The following is a 22,906-nucleotide window of genomic DNA, read 5'->3' on the forward strand; positions in this document are numbered from 1 at the left end:
ACGTCGACTCCCCCGCCGCGCCGGCCCGCGCCGCGCCGCGCCCGCGCGCGCCAGACCCCCGCCCAGGCCGAGCTGGTGCCCGCCGAGCAGCCCGGGACCGCGGTGCACGCCGCCCCGGCGACCGCCACCACCGCGGCGGCGCCCGCCGCGCCGGCCGCCCCGGTCACGACGGCCGACCCGGTGCACGCGCCGGTGGGGCGGATCCCCGTCGTCGACGTGTCCCCCGTCGCGGAGGCCGGGCGCTGGCCGGCGAAGGCCGTCGTCGGCGAGGCCGTCCCCGTCCGGGCCACGGTGTTCCGCGAGGGCCACGACGCGTGCGCGGCCACCGCCGTGCTGGTCGGGCCCGACGGCCGGGACCGCGCGCGGGCGACGATGGTCGACATCGCCCCGGGCCTGGACCGCTACGAGGCCCGCCTCGTGCCCGACGAGCCGGGCGCCTGGGGCTTCCGGGTCGAGGGCTGGTCGGACCCGTACGGCACGTGGCTGCACGACGCGCCGCTGAAGGTCGGCGCCGGCGTGGACGTCGAGCTGGTGCTCGAGGAGGGCGCGCGGCTGCTGGAGCGCGCGGCGTCCCGGGCGTCCGACGACGCGGGCGCCGCGCTCCCCACGGACGACGTGGCGCTGCTGCGGGACGCCGTGACCGCGCTGCGCGACGAGACCCGGCCCGCGGCGGCCCGGCTCGCCGCGGGGACCGCGCAGGAGGTCCGGTCCGCGCTCGCCGCCCACCCGCTGCGCGAGCTCGTGAGCCCGTCCCCGACCTACCCGCTCGTCGTCGACCGCCCCCTGGCGCTGGCCGGCGCGTGGTACGAGATCTTCCCCCGCTCGATCGGCGCGACGTACGACGAGGCGACCGGGACGTGGAGCACGGGGACGCTGCGCACCGCCGCGGAGGACCTGCCGCGCATCGCCGACCTGGGCTTCGACGTCGTCTACCTGACGCCGATCCACCCGATCGGCACGACGCACCGCAAGGGCCGCAACAACACCCTCGACGCGCGCCCGGGCGACCCGGGCTCGCCGTACGCGATCGGCTCCCCGGACGGCGGGCACGACGCGATCGACCCCTCGCTCGGCACGTTCGACGACTTCGACGCCTTCGTCGCCCGCGCCCGGGAGCTGGGGCTGGAGGTCGCGCTCGACCTCGCGCTGCAGTGCTCCCCCGACCACCCGTGGGTCGCCGAGCACCCCGAGTGGTTCACCACGCGCATCGACGGGACCATCGCGTACGCCGAGAACCCGCCCAAGAAGTACCAGGACATCTACCCCCTGAACTTCGACAACGACCCGGAGGGCATCTACGCCGAGATCCGCCGGGTGCTGCAGGTCTGGATCGACCACGGGGTGACGGCGTTCCGCGTGGACAACCCGCACACCAAGCCGCTGTCGTTCTGGCAGCGGATCCTCGCGGACGTGCGCGCGTCGCACCCGGAGGTCGTGTTCCTGTCGGAGGCGTTCACGCGGCCGGCGATGATGCTCAACCTCGCGCGCGTCGGGTTCCACCAGTCGTACACGTACTTCACCTGGCGGAACACCAAGGAGGAGGTCGCCGAGTACCTCGCGGAGGTCTCCGGCGAGCAGGGATCGTGGATGCGGCCGTCGTTCTGGCCCACCACGCACGACATCCTCACGCCGTACATGCAGACGGGCGGCGCGGCCGGGTTCGCCGTGCGGGCGGTCCTCGCGGCGCTCGGCTCCCCCACCTGGGGCATCTACTCCGGCTACGAGCTGGTCGAGGACGTGCCGCGGCCGGGCGTCGATGAGCAGATCGACAACGAGAAGTACGAGTTCAAGCCCCGTGACTGGGCCGCGGCCGAGCCGCTCGGCATCGCGCGCCTGCTGCGGTCCCTCAACGCGATCCGCCGCGCGCACCCCGCGCTGCTGCAGCTGCGCAACCTCACGGTGCACCCGACGTCGGACCCGGCGCTCGTCGCGTTCTCGCGGCACCTGCCGGCGGAGCTGTCGCCGACGGGGGCGGCCGACACCGTCCTGGTCGTCGTGAACCTCGACCCGCGCTCCGCGCACGACGGCGTGGTGGACCTCGACCTGGCCGCGCTCGGCCTCGAGCCGGACGCGCGCTTCGTCGCCCACGACCTGCTGTCCCAGGAGGTCTACGCCTGGGACGCCCACCCGTGGGTCCGGCTCGACCCGTACAGCCGCGTGGCGCACGTCGTCCGGGTGGAGCGGGTGTGACCCCGGCCGGGCCGACCGGGGCCGTCCCCACGGCGGTCGCCGCCACCGGGTCCGCGACGCCCGGGCCGACCGCCGGCCACGCGCCGCCCACCGGGCAGATCGCCGCGACCGCGCTGCCCCCGCGCCGTCAGCCCGCCGTGCCGCCCACGGAGGGCGGCGGCCTGCGACCCGACCCCGAGTGGTACCGCACCGCGGTGTTCTACGAGGTCATGATCCGGTCGTTCTCCGACTCCGACGGCACGGGCAGCGGGGACCTGCGCGGGCTCATCCAGCGGCTCGACTACCTGCAGTGGCTCGGCGTCGACTGCCTGTGGCTGCCGCCGTTCTACCCGTCACCGCTGCGCGACGGCGGCTACGACGTGTCCGACTACACCGCGGTCGCCCCGCAGTACGGCTCGATCGAGGACTTCACGGACCTGGTCGCGGCGGCGCACGAGCGCGGGATGCGGGTGATCGTCGACCTCGTCATGAACCACTCGTCCGACCAGCACCCGTGGTTCCAGGCCTCGCGCTCCGACCCGGACGGGCCCTACGGCGACTTCTACGTCTGGTCCGACGACCCCACCCGGTACCAGGACGCGCGGATCATCTTCGTCGACACCGAGACGTCCAACTGGACGTTCGACCCCGTGCGGCGGCAGTACTTCTGGCACCGGTTCTTCAGCCACCAGCCCGACCTGAACTTCGACAACCCGCGCGTGGTCGAGGCCATGCACGACGTCGCGCGGTTCTGGCTGCGGCTCGGCGTGGACGGGTTCCGGCTCGACGCGGTCCCGTACCTGTACGAGCGGGACGGCACGAACTGCGAGAACCTGCCCGAGACGCACCGGTTCCTGCGGGACCTGCGCGCGATGATCGACCGCGAGTTCCCCGGCCGGATCATGCTCGCCGAGGCCAACCAGTGGCCCGAGGACGTCGTGCACTACTTCGGCACCGAGGAGGAGCCGGAGTGCCACATGTGCTTCCACTTCCCGGTGATGCCCCGGATCTTCTACTCGATGCGGGACCAGCGGGCGACGCCCGTCGTCGACATCCTGGCCGACACCCCGCCGATCCCCGGCGCCGGCCAGTGGAGCACGTTCCTGCGCAACCACGACGAGCTCACGCTCGAGATGGTCTCCACCGAGGAGCGCGCGTCCATGTACGGCTGGTACGCCCCGGACTCCCGGATGCGCGCCAACATCGGCATCCGCCGCCGCCTGGCGCCGCTGCTCGACGACTCCCGCAAGGAGATCGAGCTCGCGCACGCCCTGCTGCTGTCCCTGCCGGGCAGCCCGTGCCTCTACTACGGCGACGAGATCGGCATGGGCGACAACATCTGGCTGCCCGACCGCGACGCCGTGCGCACGCCGATGCAGTGGACGCCCGACCGCAACTCCGGCTTCTCGACGGCCGACCCCGGCAAGCTGTACCTGCCGGTCATCCAGTCGCTCGTCCACCACTACAACAACGTCAACGTCGAGGCGCAGCTCGCGCAGACGACGTCGCTGCTGCACTGGGTCCGGGGCATGCTGGCCGTCCGCCGGCAGCACCCCGCCCTGGGCCTCGGGACGTTCGAGGTGGTGGGCGGCGACAACGACGCCGTCCTGGCGTTCCTGCGCCGCACACCGACCGAGACCCTGCTGGTCGTGGCGAACCTCGCCGCGACCGCCCGGGCCACGACCCTGCACCTGCCCGCGTCGCTCGCCGGCGCGGGGCTGCGCGACGTCTTCGGGGGCGCCTCGTTCCCCGGCGTCGGCGCCGACGGGACCACGACCTTCACGCTCGGGTCCCGCGACTTCTACTGGCTGGCGGTGACGGAGCAGTGACCGACCGACGGGTGACCCACGAACCCCGCGACGACGCGCTGGCCGCGCTGCTCGCGCCCTGGCTGCCGGGGCGGCGCTGGTTCCCCGTGAAGGGGGCGGACGCGCGGGTGTCGGCGGTCGGCGGGCTGAGTCTGCGCGACCCCGAGGACGCCGCCGGGAGCGTCGAGGTGCGGCTGCTGCTGCTGCGCGCCGAGGGCGGCGGCTCGGGCGCGGTGCTGCAGGTGCCGGTGGTGCTGCGGCCCGGCACGGCGGCCGGCGACGGCCCCGGGCGCCCGGACGGCCGCGGGGACGACCCCGCCGTGGTGGGGCACCTGCCGGACGGCACGGCCGTGCTCGACGCCGCGGGGCTGCCCGAGTTCGAGCGCGCCTGGCTCGCCGCGGCCGACCGGCCGGCGGACGTCGACGCGGTGCCGGCGGCGGCACTCGGGGTGCCGCGCGTCATCTCCGGCGAGCAGTCCAACACCTCGGTGATCCTGCCCGGCGCCGGTCCGGGCGGCACCACCGCCATGCTCAAGGTGTTCCGCGGGCTGTCCGACGGCGACAACCCGGACGTCGACGTGCCGCGCGCCCTCGCGGCCTCGGGCTGGCCGCACGTGCCCCGCCCCCTCGCCTGGATGGGCGCCGAGTGGCAGGACGGCGACCGCACGGCGCACGGGCACCTGGGGGTGCTCAGCGCGTTCGTGCCCGGCGCGACGGACGGCTTCGAGCTCGCGTGCGCGATGGCGCGGCGCGGCGAGTCGTTCGGCCCGCTCGCCGAGGAGCTCGGCGTGGTGGTCGGCCAGATGCACCGTGCGCTCGCCCGGGCGCTGCCCGCCCCGGCCCCGGACGTCGACGCCGCCACGGCCGGTGCTGCCGCCACGGCCGGGGCCGCCGTCGCGGACGCCCTCGTCGAGCGCTACGGCTGGGCGCGCGGCGTCGTGCCGCAGCTGGACGCGTTCGAGACGCAGGTCGAGGCGCTCGCCGGGCGCACCCGGCTGCTGGCCGAGGTGCCGCCGCGGCAGCGCGTCCACGGCGACCTGCACCTTGGGCAGGTGCTGCGGGGCGACGGCACCTGGTACGTGCTCGACTTCGAGGGCGAACCGCTCGCCCCCGTCGCCCAGCGCACCCGCCCCGACCTGGCGCTGCGGGACGCCGCCGGCATGCTCCGGTCGTTCGACTACGCCGCCGCCGTCGGGGGCGGGCCGCAGGCGTGGACGGAGGTCGCGCGCACCGCGTTCCTCGCGGGCTACTCGAGCCAGACGCAGGACCTCGACCCGGGCACACGCGCGCACCTGCTGCGCGTCCTGGAGCTCGACAAGGCGCTCTACGAGGCCGTGTACGAGGCCCGGAACCGCCCCGACTGGCTGCCGATCCCGCTGCACGCCGTCGAGCGGCTCATCGGCTGACGACGGCGCGTCCCCGCGGGCAGGAGGTCTCCCTGCGGGAACGCCCCGGGGGTGGTTGGGTAGGCACATGGAACGTCCGGCTGCTGACACGTCGCCCGTCACCGTCGACCCCGGCACGCTGCACGCCGTGGCCTCCGGGACCCACCACGACCCGCACGCCGTGCTCGGCGCGCACCTCACGCCGAGCGGCCTGGTGGTGCGGACGCTGCGCCCGCTCGCCGACGCCGTCGTCGTCGTCACCGCGACGGGCAGCACGCCCGCCGAGCACGAGCAGGACGGCATCTGGGTGGCGGTGCTGCCGGAGTCCGACGTCGTCGACTACCGCGTCGACGTGACCTACGGCGACCGCACCACGCGCGTCGACGACCCGTACCGCTACCTGCCGACCGTCCAGGAGCTCGACCGCCACCTCATCCGCGAGGGCCGGCACGAGCAGCTGTGGACCGTCCTCGGCGCGAACGTGCACCGCTACCCCGGCGCGCTGGGCGACGTGGAGGGCACCGCCTTCGCCGTCTGGGCGCCGAACGCGCGCGCCGTCCGCGTCATCGGCGACTTCAACCACTGGCAGGGCGCCACGCACGCGATGCGCTCGCTCGGTGAGTCCGGCGTGTGGGAGATCTTCGTGCCGGGCGTCGGAGCGGGCGCGCGCTACAAGTTCGAGATCCTCGGCGCCGACGGCGGCTGGCGGCAGAAGGCCGACCCGCTCGCCAAGGGCACGGAGGTCCCGCCCGCGACCGCCTCCGTCGTCGTCGAGTCGGCGTTCGCCTGGCGCGACGAGGACTGGCTGGGCGCCCGGGGCTCCCGCGACCCGCACAACGGGCCCATGAGCATCTACGAGGTGCACCTGGGCTCGTGGCGGCAGGGCCTGTCGTACCGCGACCTCGCCGCCCAGCTCACCGAGTACGTGCTGGAGCTCGGCTTCACCCACGTCGAGTTCCTCCCGGTGTCCGAACACCCGTTCGGAGGCTCCTGGGGCTACCAGGTGTCCTCCTACTACGCCCCCACCTCCCGCTTCGGCCACCCCGACGACTTCCGGTACCTCGTCGACACGCTGCACCGCGCCGGCGTCGGCGTCATCCTCGACTGGGTGCCCGCCCACTTCCCCAAGGACGAGTGGGCGCTCGCGCGCTTCGACGGCACACCCCTGTACGAGCACCCCGACCCGATGCGCGGCGAGCAGCCCGACTGGGGCACCTACGTCTTCGACTTCGGACGCAACGAGGTCCGCAACTTCCTCGTCGCCAACGCCACGTACTGGCTCGAGGAGTTCCACGTCGACGGCCTGCGGGTCGACGCCGTCGCCTCCATGCTCTACCTCGACTACTCCCGCGAGCCCGGCCAGTGGCGCCCGAACGTGCACGGCGGCCGCGAGAACCTCGAGGCCATCGCGTTCCTCCAGGAGGCCAACGCCACCGCCTACCGCCGCACCCCCGGGGTCGTCATGATCGCCGAGGAGTCCACCGCGTGGCCCGGCGTCACCACGCCCACGTCCGGCGGTGGGCTCGGGTTCGGCCTGAAGTGGAACATGGGCTGGATGAACGACACGCTCCGCTACCTCGCCGAGCTGCCGATCAACCGTCGCTACCACCACCACGAGGCGACGTTCTCGCTCGTGTACGCGTTCTCCGAGCAGTTCGTCCTGCCGATCAGCCACGACGAGGTGGTGCACGGCAAGGGCTCCGTCATGCGCAAGATGCCCGGTGACGACTGGCAGCAGCGCGCCGGCGTCCGCGCCCTCCTGGGCTACCAGTGGTCCCACCCCGGCAAGCAGCTCGTGTTCATGGGAACCGAGTTCGCGCAGGGGACCGAGTGGGCCGAGTCGCGCTCGCTCGACTGGTACCTGCTCGACCACGCCCCGCACCGCGGCGTCCAGGCGTGCGTGCGGGACCTCAACGCGTTCTACCGGTCCCACCCGGCGATGTGGGCGCTCGACCACTCCCCGCAGGGGTTCGAGTGGATCGACGCCAACGACGCGGACCGCAACGTGCTGGCCTACCTGCGCCGCGACGACCGCGGCGGCGTCGTCGCCGTCGTCGTGAACTTCGCCGGCGTCCCGCACGAGGACTACCGCCTCGCGCTGCCCCAGGGCGGCACGTGGGTCGAGGCCATCAACACCGACGCCGAGGAGTACGGCGGCTCCGGGGTGGGCAACCTCGGGCAGGTGCAGGCGCGTCCGGAGCCGCACCACGGGCGGGCGTTCTCGGCGACCCTGCGGGTCCCGCCGCTCGGGGTGCTCTACCTCGTCCCCGCCTGAACCGCCGGCGCCCCTGGGCCGGCTGACCGACCCCACGCGGGCCCGAGCCGCGACAAGCACTCCGTAGGACGCAGCGGAATCAGCTCGCGCGACCACGCCCACGCCCGTATCCCCCTGCCTGCAATCAGTGCGACCCTGCCGGCAACAGGCCCGGCCAGCGTCCACCGCAGGACCCCGCGCTCGCGAGCCGGGGCCGCCCGTCGAGGTTGCTGTAGATGCGGGGTTGCGAGTCGTGAACCCCACGACAACTGCGATGTCGATGCGGTACGTGCGAGGACCGCGAGCGATCCGCCCGGCGCGCCGGACTTGCGACGCGGGAGTGCGGAGCTGCTGGCTCGAGCGGACCACAGTGCCCACTACCGGACCTGCCAGGCCCAGACGGACTTGAGCGCCCAGGACGAGCCGATGGGCGACGGCGCAGACCTGCGCACGCCCAAGGGACCCTCGGCACTCAATCGGACATGCCGGCGCGAGCGGACCTGAGAGCGACAGCGGTCCTGCGTGTGACGGACCGGCTGCGGGCTCTCGCGGTGCGGTGCGTGCGCGGATCAGGAACGCGCGGTCCCACGCTTGCGCGCGGTCCCACGATTGCGCGCGGGTGCGCGTGCGCTCGCGTCGCCTCACGCGGGCGTTCATGTCGGGTGGGGAAACAGAAGAAGCCACCCCAGCGATGGGGTGGCTTCTTCTGAATGATGTCCGGCGGCGTCCTACTCTCCCACACCCTGGCGAGTGCAGTACCATCGGCGCTGAAGGGCTTAGCTTCCGGGTTCGGAATGGGACCGGGCGTTTCCCCTTCGCTATGACCGCCGTAACTCTGTCGAACTGTCAACACAGGACACCCCACCGGCAAGAACCGGGTGGGTGCGTGTTCGTGGTTCGGGAACCGCACAGTGGACGCGTAGCACAAGTATGAGTGGTGAAGTTGTCGGCTTATTAGTACCGGTCAGCTGCGAGGGTCTTGCGTCCCCTCTTCCACATCCGGCCTATCTACCCGGTGGTCTAGCCGGGAGCCTCTCAGGTCCGAAGACCCGTGGAAACCTCATCTTGAAGCAGGCTTCCCGCTTAGATGCTTTCAGCGGTTATCCCTTCCGAACGTAGCCAACCAGCCGTGCTCCTGGCGGAACAACTGGCACACCAGAGGTTCGTCCGTCCCGGTCCTCTCGTACTAGGGACAGCCCTTCTCAAGTTTCCTGCGCGCGCAGCGGATAGGGACCGAACTGTCTCACGACGTTCTAAACCCAGCTCGCGTACCGCTTTAATGGGCGAACAGCCCAACCCTTGGGACCTACTCCAGCCCCAGGATGCGACGAGCCGACATCGAGGTGCCAAACCATGCCGTCGATATGGACTCTTGGGCAAGATCAGCCTGTTATCCCCGGGGTACCTTTTATCCGTTGAGCGACGGCGCTTCCACAAGCCACCGCCGGATCACTAGTTCCGACTTTCGTCCCTGCTCGACCTGTCAGTCTCACAGTCAAGCTCCCTTGTGCACTTGCACTCGCCACCTGATTGCCAACCAGGCTGAGGGAACCTTTGAGCGCCTCCGTTACATTTTAGGAGGCAACCGCCCCAGTTAAACTACCCACCAGGCACTGTCCCTGATCCGGATCACGGACCGAGGTTAGATATCCAGAGCGACCAGAGTGGTATTTCAACGTTGACTCCACCGACACTGGCGTGCCGGCTTCACAGTCTCCCACCTATCCTACACAAGCCGCACCGAACACCAATACCAAGCTATAGTAAAGGTCCCGGGGTCTTTCCGTCCTGCTGCGCGTAACGAGCATCTTTACTCGTAGTGCAATTTCGCCGAGTTCGCGGTTGAGACAGCGGAGAAGTCGTTACGCCATTCGTGCAGGTCGGAACTTACCCGACAAGGAATTTCGCTACCTTAGGATGGTTATAGTTACCACCGCCGTTTACTGGGGCTTAAATTCTGAGCTTCGCCTTGCGGCTGACCCGTCCTCTTAACCTTCCAGCACCGGGCAGGCGTCAGTCCGTATACATCGTCTTGCGACTTCGCACGGACCTGTGTTTTTAGTAAACAGTCGCTTCTCCCTGGTCTCTGCGGCCCTCCACGCTTCCCGGGCAAGCCGGTACACGCTTCAGGCCCCCCTTCTCCCGAAGTTACGGGGGCATTTTGCCGAGTTCCTTAACCACGATTCTCTCGATCGCCTTGGTATTCTCTACCTGACCACCTGAGTCGGTTTAGGGTACGGGCGGCTAGAACCTCGCGTCGAAGCTTTTCTCGGCAGCATAGGATCACCCAATCATCCAGCATACGCTGTCACCATCGGTTCTCAGGCTATGTGAGTGGCGGATTTGCCTACCACTCGCCCTACGGCCTTGGACGTGGACTACCATCGCCACGCTGGGCTACCTTCCTGCGTCACTCCTGTTAATACGCTTACCTACTACCGGATCGGGTCACGCGCTCCCCCGCACGATGCACCCCGAAGGGTGCGGTGTGCGGGCTCGGGCGTTTAGCATCACCGGGCTCGGTATGGGCGGTTCTTCGCCGGTACGGGAATATCAACCCGTTGTCCATCGACTACGCCTGTCGGCCTCGCCTTAGGTCCCGACTTACCCAGGGCGGATTAGCCTGGCCCTGGAACCCTTGGTCATTCGGCGGACGGGTTTCTCACCCGTCATTCGCTACTCATGCCTGCATTCTCACTCGTGTAGCGTCCACCACTGGGTCACCCCGCAGCTTCACCCGCCACACGACGCTCCCCTACCCATCCACACGCCTGGACCACGAAGGCCTAGCGCAATGTGTGAATGCCACAGCTTCGGCGGTATACTTGAGCCCCGCTACATTGTCGGCGCGGAATCACTTGACCAGTGAGCTATTACGCACTCTTTCAAGGGTGGCTGCTTCTAAGCCAACCTCCTGGTTGTCTGTGCAACTCCACATCCTTTCCCACTTAGCATACGCTTAGGGGCCTTAGCTGGTGGTCTGGGCTGTTTCCCTCTCGACTACGGAGCTTATCCCCCGCAGTCTCACTCCCGCGCTCTCACTTACCGGCATTCGGAGTTTGGCTAACGTCAGTAACCTGGTAGGGCCCATCGGCTATCCAGTAGCTCTACCTCCGGCAAGAAACACGCGAGGCTGCACCTAAATGCATTTCGGGGAGAACCAGCTATCACGAAGTTTGATTGGCCTTTCACCCCTAACCACAGGTCATCCCCCCGGTTTTCAACCCAGGTGGGTTCGGTCCTCCACGCGGTCTTACCCGCGCTTCAACCTGCCCATGGCTAGATCACTTCGCTTCGGGTCTAGAGCACGCGACTATCACGCCCTGTTCGGACTCGCTTTCGCTACGGCTTCCCCACACGGGTTAACCTCGCCACGTACCACTAACTCGCAGGCTCATTCTTCAAAAGGCACGCCGTCACCCCTGCTAGGGAGGCTCCGACGGATTGTAGGCACACGGTTTCAGGTACTATTTCACTCCCCTCCCGGGGTACTTTTCACCTTTCCCTCACGGTACTTGTCCGCTATCGGTCACTAGGTAGTATTTAGGCTTAGCAAGTGGTCTTGCCAGATTCACACGGGATTTCTCGGGCCCCGTGCTACTTGGGATCCCCTTCGGGAGGCCACATGATTTCGTCTACGGGGGTACCACCCTCTGTGCCGGGCCATTCAATGCCCTTCGACTATCACGAAGCTTTCTGACTCCCTGCTGACTCGGCAGAATCAACTGAAAGGTCCCACAACCCCGTACACGCAACGCCTGCCGGCTTGACACGCATACGGTTTGGCCTGATCCGCTTTCGCTCGCCACTACTCACGGAATATCTCTTCCTGCCGGTACTGAGATGTTTCACTTCCCGGCGTTCCCTCCACACACCCTATATATTCAGGTGCGGGTCACACGACATGACTCGTGCGGGGTTTCCCCATTCGGACATCCTCGGATCACGGTTCGTTTGCCAACTCCCCGAGGCTTATCGCAGGCTACCACGTCCTTCTTCGGCTCCTAGTGCCAAGGCATCCACCCTGTGCCCTTAAAAACTTGACCACAAAGACATACTTTAAAGATGCTCGCGTCCACTGTGCAGTTCTCAAACAACGAACGATCCCCGGTCTTACGTCCGGCGCCTACCCGCTGCACGAAGCAGCTGGCGGTTCGACCGACCGACCGGGCCCGTCACGAAGCAACCTCCCTCGCGGGCTGTTCCCTCAGGACCCAACAGCGTGCCCAGGCGACCAACCCGACCCGGCGGTGCGCGTTCCATCCCGAAGGAGTACTGACGCGATGCCGGCCCGAGCGGGCCGCCGTAGTTGATGTTCCACCCGTGAGCACCACCCCCGACGCGTACGGCCGGGGCATGGCCTCTGCACGACCCCACCGAAGCAGGGCGTGTCAGATGCTCCTTAGAAAGGAGGTGATCCAGCCGCACCTTCCGGTACGGCTACCTTGTTACGACTTAGTCCCAATCGCCAGTCCCACCTTCGACGGCTCCCCCTCTTGCGAGTTGGGCCACCGGCTTCGGGTGTTACCGACTTTCGTGACTTGACGGGCGGTGTGTACAAGGCCCGGGAACGTATTCACCGCAGCGTTGCTGATCTGCGATTACTAGCGACTCCGACTTCATGGGGTCGAGTTGCAGACCCCAATCCGAACTGAGACCGGCTTTTTGGGATTCGCTCCACCTCGCGGTATCGCAGCCCTTTGTACCGGCCATTGTAGCATGCGTGAAGCCCAAGACATAAGGGGCATGATGATTTGACGTCATCCCCACCTTCCTCCGAGTTGACCCCGGCAGTCTCCTATGAGTCCCCACCATCACGTGCTGGCAACATAGGACGAGGGTTGCGCTCGTTGCGGGACTTAACCCAACATCTCACGACACGAGCTGACGACAACCATGCACCACCTGTACACCGACCTTGCGGGGCAACCATCTCTGGAAGTTTCCGGTGTATGTCAAGCCTTGGTAAGGTTCTTCGCGTTGCATCGAATTAATCCGCATGCTCCGCCGCTTGTGCGGGCCCCCGTCAATTTCTTTGAGTTTTAGCCTTGCGGCCGTACTCCCCAGGCGGGGCACTTAATGCGTTTGCTGCGGCACGGAACTCGTGGAATGAGCCCCACACCTAGTGCCCAACGTTTACGGCATGGACTACCAGGGTATCTAATCCTGTTCGCTCCCCATGCTTTCGCTCCTCAGCGTCAGTTGCGGCCCAGAGACCTGCCTTCGCCATCGGTGTTCCTCCTGATATCTGCGCATTCCACCGCTACACCAGGAATTCCAGTCTCCCCTACCGCACTCTAGTCTGCCCGTACCCACTGCAAGCCCGAGGTTGAGCCTCGAGTTTTCACAGCAGACGCGACAAACCGCCTACGAGCTCTTTACGCCCAATAATTCCGGACAACGCTTGCGCCCTACGTATTACCGCGGCTGCTGGCACGTAGTTAGCCGGCGCTTCTTCTGCAGGTACCGTCACTTGCGCTTCTTCCCTGCTGAAAGAGGTTTACAACCCGAAGGCCTTCATCCCTCACGCGGCGTCGCTGCATCAGGCTTGCGCCCATTGTGCAATATTCCCCACTGCTGCCTCCCGTAGGAGTCTGGGCCGTGTCTCAGTCCCAGTGTGGCCGGTCGCCCTCTCAGGCCGGCTACCCGTCGTCGCCTTGGTGGGCCGTTACCCCACCAACAAGCTGATAGGCCGCGAGTCCATCCCTGACCGATAAATCTTTCCAACCGCATCGGATGCCCGAGCGGCACGTATCCGGTATTAGACCTCGTTTCCAAGGCTTATCCCAGAGTCAGGGGCAGGTTACTCACGTGTTACTCACCCGTTCGCCACTGATCCCCCCAGCAAGCTGGGGTTCACCGTTCGACTTGCATGTGTTAAGCACGCCGCCAGCGTTCGTCCTGAGCCAGAATCAAACTCTCCGTAAATGTCTCATTGGCAACCACCACCCGAAAGCAGCAGTCCACCGACACACGAAACGACCCCCACCCGCTGGCGAGCGAGGACCTATCAATTCGGCTTACCGGGAACCGCTCCGACGGGGTCGGACACGGCTCCCCAGTGAAACCAAGACCCACCACACGAACCAACCACCCCGAACGAGGCGACCAACCCGAGCGATGAACCATCTTGGCATCAACTACTAGGCACACTGTTGAGTTCTCAAAGAACAGACGCGCATCCCCCACTCACCCTTGCGGGCTCCTGGCCGGAGGCAACCGTTCAAACTTATCCGATCCGTTCCCGCCGGTCAAGTCCGTTCGGACCCGCCCGACCTCGTGGATCGATCCTCGGCGCGACGACTGCCGGGCACATGTGTCCCGTCGAGTCCGAACCAAGGGGGTGGCCACCCGGGGGACCAGCCACCGGGTTGATCCTCGGTGTCCGTTCCTCCCTGCCGGGCGACGTCGTAGAACATTACGCAGTCACGCCGCAGGGCGTCAACTCGGCCGGGCGTGACCCGGGTCACCCCGATGATCATGCGGATCTCGCCGCTGACCAGCCCCGACGGCGGCCCGCGGCCCGTCGTCCACGGGTCGCGGGGCGCCGTGCCGCACGGCCGCGAGCTGTGGCGCCGGTGGCGCCGGCGGCCGTCAGTACAGGGCGCTCGCGAGTGCGCGCCGCGCGGCGGCCACCCGCGGGTCCTCGCTCCCGACGACCTCGAAGAGCTCGACCAGCCGCGCGCGGACGCGCTCCCGCTCGGGGCCCGACGTCGCGCGCACCGTGTCCACCAGGCGCGCGAACGCGTCCTCGACCTGACCCCCGAGCACGTCGACGTCGGCCACGGCGAGCTGCGCGTCCACGTCGCCGGGCGCGTCGGCCGCCGCCGAGCGCACCGCGGCCAGGTCGACGTCCCGGGTCCGGGAGAGCAGCCCGACCTGTGCGAGGCCCGCGCGCGCCATCTCGTCCCGGGGGTTCTCCCGCAGCGCCTGCTCGTAGGCAGCGGCGGCGGCAGGCAGGTCGTCGCGCTCGATGGCGTCGTACGCGGCCTGGTGCAGCGGCGGCAGCGGCGGCTCCTCCGGCTCGTCGGTCGCCTCGGGCACGTCCCCCTGCGGCGCGACCGTCCCGGTCACGCCGTTCGCCGCGGCCGCCTCGAGCACCTGGTCCAGGACCCCGCGGACCTGGTCGAGCTGCGGCACGCCCTGGAACAGCGGCAGCGGCTGTCCCGCGAGGACCGCCACCACCGAGGGCACGGACTGCGCCTGGAAGGCCGCCGCCACCTGGGGGTTCGCCTCCGAGTCGATCCGGGCCAGCAGCAGCCGGCCCGCGTACTCGTCCGCCAGCGTGCCGAGATCGCGCGCCAGGTTGATGCTCGCCTCGCTCCACGAGGCCCACAGCAGCACCACCACTGGGTGCTGCGTGGAGGACTGCACCAGGGCCGGGAAGCCCTCCGTGTCCACGTCCGTCACGTACGGCCCCGGTGCCGGCAGCCCGCCGGGCGTACCGGGAGCCGGGGTCGCGGGACGGCCGAGACCGGACAGGTCGACCGCGCCCCGCACGTCGAGGCGCGGCTGGTGGGCCGGGTTCTGGCTCATGCTGCTGTGCTCCTGCTCTCGCGTGTGCTCACGATGTCGAGGGCGGACGTCACTCGCCGGTGACGGCCGTCCGGGCGTGCTCTGCCGCCAGCACCTGGACCTGCTCGTCCCCGCCCGAGGGCGGCACGTACAGGGCGACGACGTCGGTCCAGGTGCGGACGAGGTTGCTGGACACGCTGTCGCGCCCGGCCAGGGCCACGTCGAACGGGTCGCTCAGCGTGATGCTCCCCTGGCTCAGGGTGATCGTGGTGACGGTGCTCAGCTCCCCGACGACGATCGCACCCCCGTCGGCCGTCCGCAGCGCGGTCACCTCGCCGTCGACCGGCGCGACGGTCTCCGCCACCGTCGCGACCTCCTGGAGGCTGGACGCCGTCTGGTCGCGCGCCGCCGTCAGCGCCGACCGGAAGAAGTCCTCCGGGAACGTCCCGGCGTGCTCCGAGGCGTCGCCGTTCGTCAGGACGTCCGCGTACTGCGCGACGGCCTCGGTCGGCGTCAGCAGCAGCGAGTCGTCGTCCGGGGCGACCGGCTCGCTGCCGATCTCCGGCTCCGCGGTCGCCGGCATCTGCACGGACGGGCCGAGGCGGGCCCAGCCCCACAGCCGGTAGGGCTCGCGCGGGCTCCTCTGCTCGAGGACGAGCAGCAGCGGCGCCTGGAGGTCGTCGGGCTGCTCGGTGACCACCATCTGCGTGCGCGGCCAGGCGGCGGTGTCCGGGACGATCGTCGTCTGCGCGGTCAACGGGATGGTCACCGGGGGGCGCTCCCCGTTCGTGGCCGCGGCCCGCGCGTACTCCGAGGTGCGGATCGCGAGCGCCGGGCCCGAGAGGCGTGCCTTGAGCCCCGAGGGGTCGAGGGCCTCGTCCCCCGCGGCAAGCACGGTGCCGACGGCGGACAGCACGTCGTCGGACTGCGCGACGGTGAGGACAGGCGGCGGCACGGCCGGGACGGCGTCCGGGGCCGGCTCGGGCAGCGGGGCGGCGCAGGCGCCGAGGCCCAGGGCGGCCGCGACCGCGAGCGCTGCGGCGACCGGACGGCGGCGCGGGCGGGCGCGCAGGCCCCGGGGGGCGGTCGGGCCGCGTCCCGTGGTGCGTGCGGTCATCGTCCCTCCTCGGTCGGCTGGTCGTCGTCGCGGTCGGCGGTGCGGTCCTCCACGGGGGCGTCGCCCTCCGACGGGAACCCCCACATGCGGCGCCACGCGTCGGCGCGCTGCGCGGGGGACGCCGCCTCGTCCGGCGGCGGCACCGGCGTGGCGGCTCCGACGGGCGTGCCCCGCGGGGCCGTGCCCGCCGCCCCGGTGGACGGCTCCTCGAGCGGGGACCACGACGGGGTCGTCCCGGTCCCGGCGACGTCCGCCGCGGCGGTGTCCGCCGACGACGAGTCGGTGCGGGAGCGGCGCCACGGCAGCCGGGAGCCCAGGCCGCGACGCTCGCGGCCGGGGGCGCGCTGCTCCTCGCCGGCCGGGGCGGCTCCGGGCGGGGGTGCGGTGTCCGGACCGGCTTCCGGACCCGTCGGGGTCCGGGGGGCGGGAGCGGGGGCCGACGGCTGGGCGGGAGGCGCCGCGGGAGCGGGCGCCGCCGGACGGGCGGGAGACGCGGCCGGACGGAAGGCCGACGGCTGGGCGGGAGACGCCGCGGGAGCGGACGCCGCCGGACGGCTGCCGGGCGCACCCGCGCCCGGGCCGCGCGGACCGGGGGCCCCTGTGGGCACGGACCCGGGACCCGCGTCGGACGTCGGTGTGCCGGCGGGCGCGGTCGCAGCGGTTGCGGACGGCGCGGGTGCGGGCGCCGCGGGGCGCTCCGGGGAGCCGGCAGGCGGTGTGGCAGCAGGGGCCGGGCCGGACGTCGCGCCGGCTCGTCCGGCGGCGGGCACCGGTCCCCCGGCGCCGTCGCCCGTCGCCCCGGGCCCGGACGAGACCGGCCCGGACGAACCGGGGCCGGACGCACCGGGTCCGGGAGGCGTCGCGGCCGGACCGGTGCCGGCGTCCCCGGCGCCCGGGCGATCGCCCGCGGCAGGGGTCGCCCCCGTCACCGCGGGCAGCGCCCCGGTGACGACGGGGATGGCGCCGGTGGCGCCGCGCCGGCCCCGGCGGCGGGCGGCGGCGGCCGCGGCTGCCGCGGCGGCCTCGGCCTCACGGATCTGCCGGCGCGTCAGCGGTGCGCCGGTCGCGCTGATGACACCGAGCGGGACGGCTCCGGTGACCGGTGCGGTGCCCGCGTCCGCTGCGGGGGCGCCGGCGACCGTGGTGCCGCCCGCCGGGGTGCCGGGTGCGGCGACGACGGCGATCTGGCCGGTCGCGACGGCGTGCCAGCCGGCCTCCGGGCCCTGGCCGCGCGCCCGCAGGATCCGGACGAGCAGGACCGCGGCGACCGCCAGCAGCAGCACGCCCAGCGCCACGCCGGGCCACAGCCACGGCGTCGTCACGGTCTGCGGCCAGGCGAGGTCCAGCACGGGGGCCGTGTCGCCGAGGCTCACCGCCAGGAGGGACCACCGGCCGTCGCGGGCGGGCCACTCGAGGGTCGCGGAACCGTCACCGGACACCTCGACGAGCCACATGTCGGACCCGGTCGGGTCGGCGGCCGGTGCGACCTCGTCGGCGTCACCCGTGGCGGACGGGCTGGGGCTCGCGGCCGCGGCCCGCGCGTCGGCGGTGGCCGTCCCGCTCGGCTCCGGGGCCGGCGCCTCGACGCTGGTCGTCGCCAGGGTGTGCCAGTCGGACAGCCCGGTCACCCGGACGTACGGGTCGTCGCCCAGCCAGCCGTCGACGTCGGTGTCCCGGCCCACCGCCAGGACCACGGGCGAGCCCTCTGCCCGCACGGTGACCGTCACCGGGTCGCCGGCGAGCTCGAGCACGCCGGGGTCGGTCACCAGGGCCCGGGTCGTCCCGCCGGGCGCCGCGGTGGCGACCAGGGGGTCGTCGGCCCGCCAGGCCGTGGCCGACGCGACGCCGAGCGCGACGGCGGCGACCCCGAGCACGGCGAGCACGGCGGCGATCAGTCGCTGGAGCACGCGTCTTCCTCTCGAACGTGACGGCCCAGGATAGGCCGGGGACCTCGGTGACCGGGCACGCCGGCGGGACGAGGCGGGGCGCACCGGCCACGGACCCGGCCCCGGGGACGGGTGCCGCGGGGTGGGTGCGCCCGGATACGCTGACCGACGGACCGGGGTCAGACGGATGTCCCGAGCCTCCCGCCCGGAGGCGGTCCCCACAAGCGCTCGCGCGCTCCTGCAGGAGGAACTTCGTGGCAGACGACCGTACGCCCTTCCCGGTGGTCAACTTCCGTGGCTACGACCGCGGACCCGTCGACGACCGCATGGCCGAGCTCGAGCGCGCGCTGTCCGACGCCCGGAACCAGGTCGCCTCGCTCGACGAGCGTGTGCTGCAGATCTCCGGGGAGCTGTCCGAGGCGCACCGCCAGCTCCGGGAGGCCGAGCGGCCCACCTACTCCGGGCTCGGGTCCCGCATCGAGATGCTGCTGCGCTCGGCGGAGGAGCAGTCGTCGGACGTGGTGCAGCAGGCGAACGCGCAGGCGTCGGACGCCCTCGCGCGCGCCCGCCTCGCCGCCGGGCAGCTGCGCGCCCGCGCGGAGAACGAGGTCGCCGAGATGCTCGCGACCGCCCGCCGGGAGGCGACGGAGGAGCGTTCGACCGCGCACACCGAGGCGGAGAGCGTGCTGACCGGCGCGCAGCGCCGCGCGGAGGAGCTGGTCGGCTCGGCCGAGCGCGAGGCGGCGCGCATCCAGACGGCGATCCAGACCGAGGAGAGCGAGCGCCGGGCGACGCTCGAGCGCGAGCTCGGCACCCTGCGGGCGACGGTCGAGCGCGAGACGACCGAGCTGCGCATCAGCACCGAGCAGGCGGCCGAGGCGCTGCGGTCGACGACCGAGGCCGAGACCTCCGCGATGCGGGCCGAGGCCGAGCGGTACGACCAGGACCTGCGCCAGCGCGCCGACGCCGAGACGACCGCGCTGCGCCAGCGCGTCACCGCCGAGCTCGCCGAGCTGCGGACCGAGGCGGAGCGCTGGTCGGCGATGCAGCGGTCCCTCGCCGCCACCGAGATCGCGGAGGCACGGCAGGCGGTGGGCGAGGAGGTCACCTCCCTGCGCGCCGAGGCGCAGTCGCACGCCGACGCGGTGCGGTCGGCCGCCGAGCGCGCCGCCGCCGAGCTGCAGCAGCGGGTCGCCGTCGAGACGGCCGCGCTGCGGACCGAGGCGGAGCAGTACGCCGGCTTCGTGCGCGCGACCGCCGACCGGGAGACCGGCGAGCTCCGGGCGGCCGTGGCCGACGAGGTCGCCGCGGCCCGGCAGGAGTCGGAGCAGGCGCTCGCCGTCCAGCGCGCGGAGGCCGAGCAGTACGCCACCGAGCTCCGCGCGACCGCGGAGCGGGAGACGACCGAGCTGCGCGAGCGCACCGAGCACGAGGTCGCCACGCTCCGCGCCCTCGCCGAGCGGGAGACGTCCGAGCTGCGGGAGCGCACCGAGCGCGAGACCACGGAGCTGCGCGAGCGCACCGAGCGCGAGGTCGCCGAGCTCCAGGAGGCGACGCGGCTCGACGTCGAGCGGCGGACGACCGAGGCGTCGCGCGCCGCGGAGGAGCTCCGGGGCCGGGCGCGGACCGAGGCGGACGCGATGCTGGCGCAGGCCCGGCAGGCGCTCGCCGACGCGGAGCTGTCGATCGCCGCCCAGCGCGAGGCGGCCGAGCGCGCCGACGCCGAGCGGCACGCGACCGCCCGCGCCGAGACGGAGAAGCTCGTCGCCGACGCCGAGGCGCACGCCGCGGACGCCGAGCAGCGCGTCGCGAAGGCCCTGGAGCAGGCCGAGAAGATCCGGGTCGACTCGCAGGAGCACGCCAAGGAGCTGCTGTCGAACGCCCGGCAGAACGCCGACCGCGTGGTGGCCGAGGCCCGCGAGCACGCCGAGAAGACCCTGTCCGAGGCGATGTCCGAGGCGGAGCGCGAGCGCACGACCGCGCAGCGCCAGGTCGAGGACCTCAACCGGCAGCGCGAGTCGATCACCACGTACCTCGACGAGCTGCGCAACCTCCTCGGCCACGACCCGGTGCCGAACCGGCAGACGCTCGAGCGGGCGGACGCCGCGCAGGCGCAGTTCGCGGCCAAGCAGGCGGCCGTCCGTCCCGCCGCGCGCCCGGCCCGCGGGGCGAAGGGCCGGCCGGCGCCGGTCTCCGCGGCCGCGGCGGCCCCGGCCCCTGCGGCGGCGGACGCCGACGAGCCGGCCGCCACCACGGGGCCGGAGGCGGCGGACGACGCCCGCGGGGCGAGCAGCGCCGACGGCGCCGACGGCACCGCGACCCCCGACCGGCCGGGCACCTCGACCTCGGCGGGGGACGCGGCGTCCGAGGCCGAGGAGGGCGCGACGTCCGGGACGACCGAGGGCGCGACCAGCGGCACGGACGCCGACGGCACCGACGGCGGGACCTCGGACGGCGCACCGGCCGGTGACGCCGCCGAGGACGGAGCCGCGGACGGGGGCGCCTCCGCTGCGGACGCGGGCTCCGGCGAGGACACCCCGTCGGGCGACGACACCCCGTCGGACGAGGACACCCCGTCGGGCGAGGACGCCGCCGCCGGCGAGCCGGCCCCCGCCGACCGGTGACCGCCACCCCTCCCCCCGACGCCCCGGAGCCCGAGCCGGCCGCCGACGCCGGGTCGGACTGGCGGTCCCGGCGGCGCGAGGCCGCTGACGCCCACGAGGCGGCGCTGCGGGCACGACGGCAGGCCGAGTCCGCGCGCGCACGCGAGCTCATCGCCGCCTTCGTCGCGGAGGCGACGGCACGCGGCGTCGCGCCCGAGCCGCTCCAGGCGCAGGGGTACGGCGGACGCGGGCGCTTCCGGACGCCCCTGCGCGGGTGGTACCTGCGCCGTGACCGCACGGTCGCCGTGGGGACGGACGGCGGGTTCTACGTGCTGACCGTGCCGCCGTCGATCGGCGCGAGGCTGCGCGGGGTGCAGCCCGAGCCGCAGGACCCGCCGCTGGTGCTCGGTGCGGGCGGCAAGGACGGCGAGTCGCTGGACCTGCCCGTCGCGCTCGCCCGCGCCCTGGGTGACGCCCCCGGACCCGCCTGACCCCACCGACGCCGGCACGGTCGCGCGCCGGCCGGGCACCGGCGCGCCCGCCGCGGCCTCAGCGCCCGGCGGCCGCCCGTGCGAGGAGCTCCGCGAGGGCGGCCGCGACCGCGCCGGGGGTCTCGACCGCCGTGAGGTGCCCGGCTCCCGGGACGACGACGGGCTCGACGCCGAGGAGCCCCGCGGTCCGGCGCGCCTCGGCCACGGGCGTCGGCTGGTCCTCCTCGCCGACCAGCACGAGGGCCGGCCCCGTGAACTCCTCGAGCAGCGCCGTCCGGTCGGGGCGGGCCGCCATCGCCCGCTGGGACCACGCGACACCGGCCGGAGGCTGGGCCCCGATCCACGCGCGCACCCGGTCCGCCGTCCCGCGGTCCCGGGCGGCCCGCCCGAGCAGCGCGTCGGCCATGGGGAGCACCTCGTCGACCGTCCCCGCGGACTCGACGGCGTCGGCGATGCGCAGCCGGTTGGCGCGGGCCTCCTCGGTGTCGGCGCCGGCCTTGGTGTCGAGCAGCCCGAGCCCGGCGACCAGGCCGGGGTGCCGCTCGAGGACCGCCAGGGCGACGTAGCCACCCATGGACAGGCCGGCGACCACGGCGCGGTCGTGACCGGCCCGGGCGAGCGCCGCGGCGACGGCGTCGGCGGACGCGTCGAGCGACGGGTCGGGCAGCGGCACGCCCTGCGCGGCGCCGAGGCCCGGCAGGTCGAGCGCGAGCACGGGCTGCGCGGCGGCACCGTGCGGGGCGCCGGGCAGCAGCGCGGCGGCGTCCTCCCACATCCGGTGGTCGAGCGGGAAGGCGTGCAGCAGGACCAGCGGCAGGCCGGTCCCGGGTCGCAGCGCGTGGACGACGGCGGTCGCGCGCGGGGTGTGCGTCATGCGTCCTCCTCGGGGGCGCCGGTGGCGGCCTGCTCGCTCGGGCCGTCCCACGTGGTCGGCAGGGGCACGGGGAAGCCGGGCCGGACGTGCCGGACGACCTCGTCGAGCACGCGGCGGACGTACGCCTCCCCCACCCACAGGTGCTTCGCGCCGTCGACGCCGATGACCTCGGCCTGGTGCACGCGCGCGAACCGCTCGCGGGCCTCGGCGGGGCGCAGGTAGTCGTCGTGCTCGGGCACCAGGACGACGAGCGGCTTCCCGTCGGCGTCCCAGGCGTCGAGGTCCGCGTCGGTGGCGCGGTGCAGCGGCGGGGACAGCAGCACGGCGCCCTCGACCGCCGGGTCGAGGCCGTGCATGAGCGCGAGCTCCGTGCCGAAGGACCACCCGACGAGCCAGGGGTGCGGCAGGTCGCGGAACTCGGCGAGCTCGATGGCGGCGTGCACGTCGAGCTTCTCCGACCGGCCCTCGTCGAACGACCCCTGCGAGGTGCCACGGGGGCTGGACGTGCCGCGGGTGTTGAACCGCAGCACCGCGATGTCCGCGAGGGCCGGCAGGCGCCAGGCGGCCTTGCGCAGCACGTGCGAGTCCATGTAGCCGCCGTGGGTCGGCAGCGGGTGCAGGGTGACCAGCGTCGCGGCGGGCGTCCTGGGGGTCCCGTCGGGGTGGACGGGGAGGGCGAGCTCGCCGACGAGCGTGAGGCCGTCGGCGGTGTGCAGCTCGACGTCCTCGCGGTGCGCGGGCAGGACGGTCAGCGAGCGGATGGCGGTGGAGGCGGCGTCGGTGGTCATCGCCGTCGAGCGTAGT

At 72.1% G+C, this 22,906-nt stretch carries 11 protein-coding genes and 3 rRNA genes; 6 read left to right on the top strand and 8 right to left on the bottom strand.

The window, feature by feature from the left end; all coding sequences use genetic code 11:
* The first annotated feature begins 102 nt into the window (after nucleotides 1-102).
* From P9841_RS05140 to glgB, 4 genes are all read left to right on the top strand, one after another.
* Complete coding sequence (locus P9841_RS05140; protein WP_502848852.1) at nucleotides 103-2,190, top strand: alpha-1,4-glucan--maltose-1-phosphate maltosyltransferase; 2,088 nt, start codon at nucleotides 103-105, stop codon at nucleotides 2,188-2,190.
* A gap of 137 nt (nucleotides 2,191-2,327) precedes the next feature.
* Nucleotides 2,328-3,998 (top strand): maltose alpha-D-glucosyltransferase, encoded by a 1,671-nt coding sequence (gene treS / locus P9841_RS05145; protein WP_283321860.1) that lies wholly within the window; start codon nucleotides 2,328-2,330, stop codon nucleotides 3,996-3,998.
* An 11-nt stretch (nucleotides 3,999-4,009) separates the two neighbouring features.
* On the top strand, nucleotides 4,010-5,383 hold the full coding sequence (locus tag P9841_RS05150; protein WP_283320996.1) for a maltokinase N-terminal cap-like domain-containing protein: 1,374 nt from the start codon (nucleotides 4,010-4,012) through the stop codon (nucleotides 5,381-5,383).
* 67 nt (nucleotides 5,384-5,450) lie between these two features.
* Complete coding sequence (glgB, locus tag P9841_RS05155) at nucleotides 5,451-7,637, top strand: 1,4-alpha-glucan branching protein GlgB (RefSeq protein WP_283320997.1); 2,187 nt, start codon at nucleotides 5,451-5,453, stop codon at nucleotides 7,635-7,637.
* Between the two features lie 694 nt (nucleotides 7,638-8,331).
* On the opposite strand, the gene rrf is transcribed toward glgB, so the two are convergent.
* The 6 genes from rrf to P9841_RS05185 all read right to left on the bottom strand — a co-directional run bounded on the left by rrf (nucleotide 8,332) and on the right by P9841_RS05185 (nucleotide 18,155).
* Nucleotides 8,332-8,448 (bottom strand): 5S ribosomal RNA (gene rrf, locus P9841_RS05160).
* A 102-nt stretch (nucleotides 8,449-8,550) separates the two neighbouring features.
* Nucleotides 8,551-11,662: ribosomal RNA gene (locus P9841_RS05165) — 23S ribosomal RNA — on the bottom strand.
* 360 nt (nucleotides 11,663-12,022) lie between these two features.
* A 16S ribosomal RNA gene (locus P9841_RS05170) occupies nucleotides 12,023-13,544 on the bottom strand.
* Together the 16S, 23S and 5S rRNA genes form the textbook arrangement of a ribosomal RNA operon.
* A 666-nt stretch (nucleotides 13,545-14,210) precedes the next feature.
* A complete protein-coding gene (locus P9841_RS05175) occupies nucleotides 14,211-15,152 on the bottom strand; it encodes a tetratricopeptide repeat protein (protein ID WP_283320998.1) in 942 nt (313 codons plus the stop codon).
* Between the two features lie 49 nt (nucleotides 15,153-15,201).
* Nucleotides 15,202-16,248: a DUF8094 domain-containing protein gene (locus P9841_RS05180; RefSeq protein WP_283320999.1), complete on the bottom strand. Its 1,047-nt coding sequence runs from the start codon at nucleotides 16,246-16,248 to the stop codon at nucleotides 15,202-15,204.
* Entirely contained in the window at nucleotides 16,245-18,155 is a 1,911-nt protein-coding gene (locus P9841_RS05185; RefSeq protein WP_283321000.1) for a hypothetical protein, read from the bottom strand. Before P9841_RS05185 ends, P9841_RS05180 begins: the two co-directional genes overlap by 4 nt.
* Nucleotides 18,156-18,388: 233 nt before the next feature.
* Here P9841_RS05185 and P9841_RS05190 point away from each other — a divergent pair, with 233 nt between their 5' ends.
* Both P9841_RS05190 and P9841_RS05195 read left to right on the top strand, forming a co-directional pair.
* Nucleotides 18,389-20,758, top strand: coding sequence for a hypothetical protein (locus tag P9841_RS05190; RefSeq protein ID WP_283321001.1), 2,370 nt, complete (start codon nucleotides 18,389-18,391; stop codon nucleotides 20,756-20,758).
* Nucleotides 20,755-21,228 carry a hypothetical protein gene (locus P9841_RS05195; protein WP_283321002.1) on the top strand — a complete coding sequence of 158 codons (474 nt, stop codon included), beginning with the start codon at nucleotides 20,755-20,757 and terminating at the stop codon, nucleotides 21,226-21,228. Before P9841_RS05190 ends, P9841_RS05195 begins: the two co-directional genes overlap by 4 nt.
* Nucleotides 21,229-21,286: 58 nt before the next feature.
* On the opposite strand, the gene P9841_RS05200 is transcribed toward P9841_RS05195, so the two are convergent.
* Nucleotides 21,287-22,102, bottom strand: coding sequence for an alpha/beta fold hydrolase (locus P9841_RS05200; RefSeq protein ID WP_283321003.1), 816 nt, complete (start codon nucleotides 22,100-22,102; stop codon nucleotides 21,287-21,289).
* Nucleotides 22,099-22,890, bottom strand: coding sequence for an alpha/beta hydrolase (locus P9841_RS05205; RefSeq protein ID WP_283321004.1), 792 nt, complete (start codon nucleotides 22,888-22,890; stop codon nucleotides 22,099-22,101). The genes P9841_RS05200 and P9841_RS05205 overlap by 4 nt, the downstream gene beginning before the upstream one ends.
* Nucleotides 22,891-22,906: the final 16 nt, after the last annotated feature.

It is taken from the genome of Cellulomonas sp. ES6 (genome assembly GCF_030053835.1).
Classification (GTDB): domain Bacteria; phylum Actinomycetota; class Actinomycetes; order Actinomycetales; family Cellulomonadaceae; genus Cellulomonas.